Here is a 6,894-nt window from a genome sequence, read left to right on the forward strand (position 1 = left end):
AGGCGCGCGAGGGCGGCCGGTGACATCTCGTCCCCGGCCGCCCGCTCCATGCTTCGGTGCCGGCCTCACCTCGTGGCCGGCTCACGCTCCAGCAGGTCGAGTGCGATGTCGACGATCATGTCCTCCTGGCCGCCGACCAGGCCGCGCCGGCCGACCTCCAGCAGGATGGTGCGGACGTCGACGCCGTACTGCCGTGCGGCGGCCTCGGCGTGCCGCAGGAAGCTGGAGTAGACGCCGGCGAAGCCGAGGGTGAGGGTCTCGCGGTCGACCTGGACCGGGCGGTCCTGGAGCGGTCGTACGAGATCGTCGGCCGCGTCCTGGAGAGCGAACAGGTCGCAGCCGTGCTTCCAGCCCTGGAGGGTGGCGACCGCGACGAAGGGCTCGATCGGGCAGTTGCCGGCGCCGGCGCCGTGCCCGGCCAGGGAGGCGTCAACTCTGGTGACCCCCTCCTCGACGGCGACGACCGAGTTGGCCACCGCCAGGGAGAGGTTCTGGTGGGCGTGGATGCCGATCTGGGTCTCCGGCTCCAGCACGTCCCGGTAGGCGCGGACGCGTTCGCGGACGCCGTCCATGGTGAGCCGACCGCCGGAGTCGGTGACGTACACGCAGTGCGCGCCGTACGACTCCATGAGCTTGGCCTGCTCGGCCAGCTTCTCGGCGGGGGCCATGTGGCTGAGCATCAGGAACCCGGAGACGTCCATGCCGAGTTCCCTGGCCGTTGCGATGTGCTGGGCCGAAACGTCGGCCTCAGTGCAGTGGGTGGCGATGCGGATGGACCGCACGCCGAGGGAATAGGCGTGTTTGAGCTCGGCGATGGTGCCGATGCCGGGCAGCAGCAGCGTGGTGAGGGTGGCGCGCTCCAGGACGGAGGCGGCGGCCTCGATCCACTCCCAGTCGGTGTTGCTGCCGGGGCCGTAGTTGACCGAGCCGCCCGCCAGGCCGTCGCCGTGGGCGACCTCGATCGCGTCGACGCCGGCCGCGTCCAGGGCCGCGACGATCCGGGACACGTCGGCGGGCGCGATCCGGTGCCGTACGGCGTGCATGCCGTCCCGCAGGGTGACGTCCTGGACATACAGGTCGGTGGTCATGCCGTTGCCCCCTGGTCTGCGTGCTGAGCGATGCGCTCGGCGGTGCGCAGGGCGGCCGAGGTCATGATGTCGAGGTTTCCGGCGTACGCGGGCAGGTAGTGGGCGGCGCCCTCGACCTCCAGGAACACCGAGACCCGGGTGGTCACCGCGGGCGCTCCTTCGGGCAGCAGGGTGTGTACGGGTTCGTCCGCCGGTACGGGGGTGAACTGGACGTCCTGCTTGAGGCGGTAGCCGGGCACGTACTTCGCCACCTCGGCCACCATGTCGGTGACGGAGGAGCGGATGGCGTCGTGGTCGGTGTCGCCGATCAGGCAGAAGACGGTGTCCCGCATGATGAGCGGTGGTTCGGCCGGGTTGAGGACGATGATGGCCTTGCCGCGGGCGGCGCCGCCCACTTTCTCGATGGCCGCGGAGGTTGTCTCGGTGAACTCGTCGATGTTCGCCCGGGTGCCGGGGCCCGCCGACTTGGAGGCGATGGAGGCGATGATCTCGGCGTAGGGGATCGGGGTGACGCGGGCGACGGCGTGCACGATCGGGATGGTGGCCTGGCCGCCGCAGGTGACCATGTTGACGTTCCTGGCGCCCAGGTGGGCGTCGAGATTGACTGGTGGGATGACGAACGGCCCGATCGCCGCCGGTGTCAGGTCGATGAACGTCTTGCCGTACGGCTGCAGCCGTGCTGCGTTGGCGACGTGCGCCTTCGCCGAGGTCGCGTCGAAAACGATGTCGATGTCCTCGAAGCCGTCCAGGGCGATCAGGCCGTCCACGCCCTCGTGTGTCGTCGGCACCTTCAGGCGGCGGGCGCGGGCGAGGCCGTCGGAGTCGGGGTCGATGCCGACCAGCGCGGCCATCTCCAGCGTCTGCGACAGCCGAAGGATCTTGATCATCAGGTCGGTTCCGATGTTGCCGGAACCGATCACGGCCACTTTCGTCTTCTTCATGACGGTCATGACGGGTCCCTAAGAATGGTTGGCGGTGAAGGTGGCGCTGACCGTGCCGAGGCCGGAGATCTCCGCGGACACGGTCATGCCGGGGGAGACGCTGACCATGGGGCCGAGCGCGCCGGACAGGACGACCTGGCCGGTGCGCAGCGGGTCTCCGTAGTCGCGGGCCGTACGGGCCAGCCACAGCAGGGCGTTGAGGGGGTCGCCGAGACAGGCGGTGCCGTTGCCCTCGGAGACGAGGGTGCTGTCGGCGTACATGCGCATGGTGACCTCGCGCGGTTCGAACGCGTCGAGGGGAAGCCATGTCTCGCCGAGGACGTAGAGGCCGCTGGAGGCGTTGTCGGCGACGGTGTCGGTCAGAGAGATGTCCCAGTCGGCGACGCGGCTGTCCACGATCTCCAGGGCGGGGACCGCGTAGGCGACGGCCGCGCGGACGGCGGACAGGCCGAGATCGTCCCGGTCCAGGTCCTTAGCCAGCACGAAGGCGATCTCCGCCTCCGCCTTCGGCTGCAAGAGCCGGGAGGTGGGCACCTCAGCGAGGCCGGAGGCGTCCATGTCGGCGAAGAGGACCCCGAAGTCCGGCTGGTCCACGCCGAGTTGCTGCTGCACGGCCGGCGAGGTGAGTCCGATCTTGCGGCCGGTCACCACCGCGCCGGCGGCCAACCGGTGCTCAGTCAGACCGCGTTGGACCCGGTAGGCGGCGTCGAGGTCGGCGGTGCCCAGCAGTTCGCGGACCGGGGCGCATGGCTGCCCCTTCTCGGCGGCGGTCCGCAGCCGGTCGACGGCGGCGGTGATCGCCTCTGCGTGGTCGGTCATCGGGTCGGCTCCTGTTCTGCCGTGGCCACGGCGAAGCCCGCGATCCACTCGGGGATCGGGGTGTAGAAGCGGGAGGTCATGCGGTAGGAGCCGGTGGCGGCGAGCGAGGCGAACGCGGCGATCCAGGTGCGCACCTCGTGCGCGGAGCCGCCGCCCTCCTTGGCCATCCACTCCACGGTCCAGTCGTCCACGTCGGTGAGGCGGCCGCTTTCCAGGGTGTCGAGGACGTGGTTGTCCCAGTTGGGGTTGATCGGGACCATCGAGGTCGAGCCCGCCGCGTAGTCGTGCCCGGCCTGGATCACCCGCTGCTCGCCCCGGGCCCGCTGGTCGGGCGTGGGCGGACGGCCCTCGATGAGGGCGTCGGCTACCCGTGGCGGAGCGCCCTCCAGCACCGGTACCGGCGGGTCGTGCGACAGGCCGCCGGAGCCCAGGAAGAGCACCCGCCGGTCCAGTTCAGCGGCGGCCTCGCCGAGCGCGGTCCCCAGGGCGCGGATACGGCCGACCGGGCCGAGCGGTGTGGCGACGCCGTTGACGAAGACGGGGACGACCGGGACGTTGTCGATGCCGCCGAAGAGGACCTCCAGGGGCTGGACGAAACCGTGATCCACGGTCATGCGGGCCGAGACGGTCAGATCGATGCCTCGGTCCAGGACGCCGCGGGCCAGCGTCCGGGCGGCGTCGGTGTCGACCGACACCGGGCCGGCGCTCGAGCCGAAGTCGCCGACCGCGTGCGCGTCCGTGCCCAGGCAGAAGGGGGGCATCTCCTTGTAGAAGAAGCCGTTGTAGTGGTCCGGGGCGTACAGGACGACCAGGTCGGGATCGAAGGCGCGCACGAAGCCCCGTGCCGTCTCGACGGCCTCGTCGACGGAGGCGACCACCTCTGCAGCGGGGTCGTTCTTGCCGATGAGGGGGGAGTGGGACAGCCCTATGGCGGCAGCGTTCACGACGGTTCTCCCTGGAGGCGGATGACGAGCTTCCCGGTGAGCCGCCCGTCGATCATGAGCTGGAAGCCCTTGTGGATCTCGTCCAGCGGCAACGTGCGATGGATCACTGGGCGCACACCGGTGCCGTCCATCAGCTTCAGCAGTCCGACGAGCTCGCTGCGGGTGCAGCCGGTCGAGCCGAGGATGCGCTGCTGGAGGTAGAAGATCCGGGCCAGGTCTGCGGGCGGGTTAGTGCCGCTGGTGGCACCCGCGATCACGATGGTGCCGCCGGGACGCAGGGAGCGCATCGAGTGGGCCCAGGTCGCCTCGCCGACCGTCTCCACCACGACATCCACCCGCTCGGGCAACCGCTCGCCGGTGGGTACGGCCTTGCGCGCACCCCAGGACTCGGCCTGTGCCCGCTTGTCGACGCTGCGGCTGGTGGCATACACCACGGCACCCGCAGCCACCGCCAGCTTGATTGCGGCCGAGGCGACCCCGCCGCCGGCGCCCTGCACCAACACCCGGTCGCCCGCGCGGATCTGTGCCTGGGTGAACAGCATCCGGTACGCCGTCCCCCATGCGACCGGCAGGCAGGCGGCCTCGTCGAAGGTCAGCCAGGACGGCTTGGGGACGAGGTTGCGGGTGGGGACGGACAGGTATTCGGCGAACGCGCCGTTGTGCCGCTCCGACAGCAGGGCACGGCCGGGATCGAGTGTCTCGTCGCCGTCGCCGGCGTCCGGGTCAGCGATCACCGGGTGGACGAGGACCTCGTTGCCGTCCTGGTCGTAGCCCGCGGCGTCGCAGCCGAGGACGATCGGCAGCCGCTCGGGCGGGTGGCCGACCCCGCGCAGCGTCCACAGGTCGTGCATGTTGAGTGAGGACGCCGCGACGCGGACGATTGACCAGCCGGGCCGGGGCTCGGGCTTGGGAACGTCGCCCAGGACCAGCCCGGCCAGCGGGTCGGTCGCGCTCTGGGCGACGGCGGTTGCAGCAAGCATGCGGCCACGCTCCCCCGGCAGTACGGTCCGCGGACAGTCAGCGTGCCGCCGTACGGAACGAGCCGTGGCAGGGATCTGTCGTACTGCTGTTGCCTGTCGCCATGACCTCCACGAACGACCCCCAGGGCGGGGCGCCGACCACGCCGCGCGGAACCCTGCGGCGCCCGGCGGACCTGGCCCGCACCATCGACGTCTCCGGGCTCGTGGACACCGAGGGCGGACTCCTGGACCGGGTGATCTTCACCGACCAGGAGCTGTACCGGCAGGAACTGCGCCGAGTCTTCGCACCGAGCTGGCTGTTCCTCGCGCACACCGACCAGTTCCACAAGCCCGGCGACTTCTTCACCACGTACATGGGTGAGGACCCGGTCATCGTCACCCTCGACCGCGACCGCCGGATCCGGGCCTACCTCAACTCCTGCCGGCACCGCGGCGCCCGTGTCTGCCGGGCCGACGTCGGCACCACCCGCAACTTCACCTGCACCTACCACGGCTGGTCGTACAACCTGGACGGTTCACTGGTCAGCGTGCCCAACCAGGACGGCTACCCGGACTCCTTCCGCACCGAGGACTGGGGCCTGGTGGAAGTGCCGCACGTGCAGACCTACCGCGGGCTGGTCTTCGGCACCTGGAACCCCGACCCGGTGCCGCTGCGCGAGCAGCTCGGCGACATGGCCTGGTACCTGGACGCGATGCTCGACCACGACGAGCACGGCACCGTTGTGGTGGGCGGTGTCCACAAGTGGGTGCTGGAGGGCAACTGGAAGCTGGCGGCCGAGCAGTTCGCCACCGACTGGTACCACGTGAACATGAGCCACGCCTCGGCGCTCATGGTCCTCTCGCCCTCCGGGAAGACGCCCAAGGCCGAGGTCGTGCACCGCACCGGCCGCCAGTACTCCGACGCCAATGGCAACGGCGCCGGCTTCCCGGTCCACCCCAAGAACCGCTTCGACGCGCAGACCGTGCACAAATGGACGGACTATGAAGCTCTGCGCGAACGCCTCGGTGACGCCCGCGTGGAGGGCCCACTGGCCAACGGCCACGCCACCGTCTTCCCCAACTTTTCCTATCTGCCGGTCAACGGCTCCATCCGCGTCTGGCACCCCAAGGGACCCGACCGCATGGAGGTGTGGTCCTGGACCATCGTCAACACGTCGATGCCCGAGGAAGTGCGCGAGGCCCAGCGCCTGTACAACCTGCGCACCTTCGGTCCCAGCGGCATCTTCGAGCAGGACGACGGTGAGAACTGGAGCGAGGTGCAGGCCATCTCGCACGGTTTCGTCACCAACAACGTGGCCCTCAACTACCAGATGGGCATGGACTCCGAACGCGAGGACGGCCGCCACCCCGGCACGACCAGCGAGCTGTACAGCGACGCCGCAGGGAGGGCCTTCTACGGGCGCTGGCGCGAACTGATGAACACCCCCGCCTGGCACGAGGAGCACGAAAAATGAGTGACGGCATCCGCGTCGCCGCCCTGGACGACATCCCGCAGGGCGAGGGCATCGCCATCGACAAGGCAATCACCGGAACGGCCGACAACATCGCCCTGCTGCGCGACACCGACGACATCGTCTACGCCCTGGACGACACCTGCACCCACGAGACCGCCTCGCTGGCCGACGGCTGGGTGGAGGACGGCTATGTCGAGTGCCCGCTGCACTCCAGCAAGTTCTGCCTGAAGAACGGCGAGGTCCAGGGGCTGCCCGCGACCAGGAACGTCTGCCCGCACCGCGTCGTGGTGCGGGACGCCGAGGTCTACCTCTTCCCGGGGGAGACGCCGTGAGCAACCGTGTGGTGATCGTGGGCGGTGGCGTCGCCGGGGTCAGCACGGCCAGCGCCCTGCGCGCGGGCGGCTTCGACGGCGACCTCACCCTCGTCGACGCCGGCGAGTTCCCCTACGACCGGCCCCCGCTGTCCAAGGACTTCCTCGCCGGCACCAAGGACATCGGCCAGATCGCTCTCCAGTCCCCGCAGTGGTACGACGAGCAGCGGGTCCGGCTGGTGAACCGGACCACAGTGACCGCCCTGCGGCCCAGCGAGGGGGCCGTCCAACTCGCCGACGGCGGCCTGCTGCCCGCCGACGGTGTCGTGCTCGCCACCGGAGGCGCCGCCGCCCGCC

General features: G+C 70.3%; 8 protein-coding genes. 3 read left to right on the plus strand and 5 right to left on the minus strand.

Going from position 1 to position 6,894, the window contains the following annotated elements; genetic code table 11:
- Nucleotides 1-65: 65 nt before the first annotated feature.
- Genes dmpG through G5C60_RS33095 form a run of 5 tightly spaced genes read right to left on the minus strand, consistent with a single transcriptional unit; the run spans nucleotide 66 to nucleotide 4,772 of the window.
- Complete coding sequence (gene dmpG / locus G5C60_RS33075; protein ID WP_165264702.1) at nucleotides 66-1,088, minus strand: 4-hydroxy-2-oxovalerate aldolase; 1,023 nt, start codon at nucleotides 1,086-1,088, stop codon at nucleotides 66-68.
- A complete protein-coding gene (locus tag G5C60_RS33080; protein WP_165264712.1) occupies nucleotides 1,085-2,029 on the minus strand; it encodes an acetaldehyde dehydrogenase (acetylating) in 945 nt (314 codons plus the stop codon). The genes dmpG and G5C60_RS33080 overlap by 4 nt, the downstream gene beginning before the upstream one ends.
- An 18-nt stretch (nucleotides 2,030-2,047) precedes the next feature.
- Nucleotides 2,048-2,848 (minus strand): 2-keto-4-pentenoate hydratase, encoded by an 801-nt coding sequence (locus tag G5C60_RS33085; protein ID WP_165264703.1) that lies wholly within the window; start codon nucleotides 2,846-2,848, stop codon nucleotides 2,048-2,050.
- Nucleotides 2,845-3,792: a 3-carboxyethylcatechol 2,3-dioxygenase gene (locus G5C60_RS33090; protein WP_053740127.1), complete on the minus strand. Its 948-nt coding sequence runs from the start codon at nucleotides 3,790-3,792 to the stop codon at nucleotides 2,845-2,847. The genes G5C60_RS33085 and G5C60_RS33090 overlap by 4 nt, the downstream gene beginning before the upstream one ends.
- A complete protein-coding gene (locus G5C60_RS33095) occupies nucleotides 3,789-4,772 on the minus strand; it encodes a zinc-binding dehydrogenase (protein ID WP_165264704.1) in 984 nt (327 codons plus the stop codon). Before G5C60_RS33095 ends, G5C60_RS33090 begins: the two co-directional genes overlap by 4 nt.
- Nucleotides 4,773-4,873: 101 nt before the next feature.
- Here G5C60_RS33095 and G5C60_RS33100 point away from each other — a divergent pair, with 101 nt between their 5' ends.
- From G5C60_RS33100 to G5C60_RS33110, 3 genes are all read left to right on the plus strand, one after another.
- Nucleotides 4,874-6,226: an aromatic ring-hydroxylating dioxygenase subunit alpha gene (locus tag G5C60_RS33100; protein WP_165264705.1), complete on the plus strand. Its 1,353-nt coding sequence runs from the start codon at nucleotides 4,874-4,876 to the stop codon at nucleotides 6,224-6,226.
- On the plus strand, nucleotides 6,223-6,558 hold the full coding sequence (locus G5C60_RS33105) for a non-heme iron oxygenase ferredoxin subunit (protein ID WP_165264706.1): 336 nt from the start codon (nucleotides 6,223-6,225) through the stop codon (nucleotides 6,556-6,558). Before G5C60_RS33100 ends, G5C60_RS33105 begins: the two co-directional genes overlap by 4 nt.
- Nucleotides 6,555-6,894 (plus strand): FAD-dependent oxidoreductase (locus tag G5C60_RS33110; protein WP_165264707.1); only part of this gene is annotated, 340 nt, incomplete at its 3' end. The genes G5C60_RS33105 and G5C60_RS33110, both read left to right, overlap by 4 nt.

The sequence above is a fragment of the Streptomyces scabichelini genome (assembly GCF_011045015.1).
Lineage (GTDB): Bacteria > Actinomycetota > Actinomycetes > Streptomycetales > Streptomycetaceae > Streptomyces > Streptomyces scabichelini.

What these genes read in the sequence shown, in the direction of transcription:
- G5C60_RS33100 (WP_165264705.1), top strand. Translation starts at nt 4,874, where the DNA reads ATGACCTCCACGAACGACCCCCAGGGCGGGGCGCCGACCACGCCGCGC.
- G5C60_RS33105 (WP_165264706.1), top strand. Translation starts at nt 6,223, where the DNA reads ATGAGTGACGGCATCCGCGTCGCCGCCCTGGACGACATCCCGCAGGGC.
- dmpG (WP_165264702.1), bottom strand. Translation starts at nt 1,088, where the DNA reads ATGACCACCGACCTGTATGTCCAGGACGTCACCCTGCGGGACGGCATG.
- G5C60_RS33095 (WP_165264704.1), bottom strand. Translation starts at nt 4,772, where the DNA reads ATGCTTGCTGCAACCGCCGTCGCCCAGAGCGCGACCGACCCGCTGGCC.
- G5C60_RS33085 (WP_165264703.1), bottom strand. Translation starts at nt 2,848, where the DNA reads ATGACCGACCACGCAGAGGCGATCACCGCCGCCGTCGACCGGCTGCGG.
- G5C60_RS33080 (WP_165264712.1), bottom strand. Translation starts at nt 2,029, where the DNA reads ATGAAGAAGACGAAAGTGGCCGTGATCGGTTCCGGCAACATCGGAACC.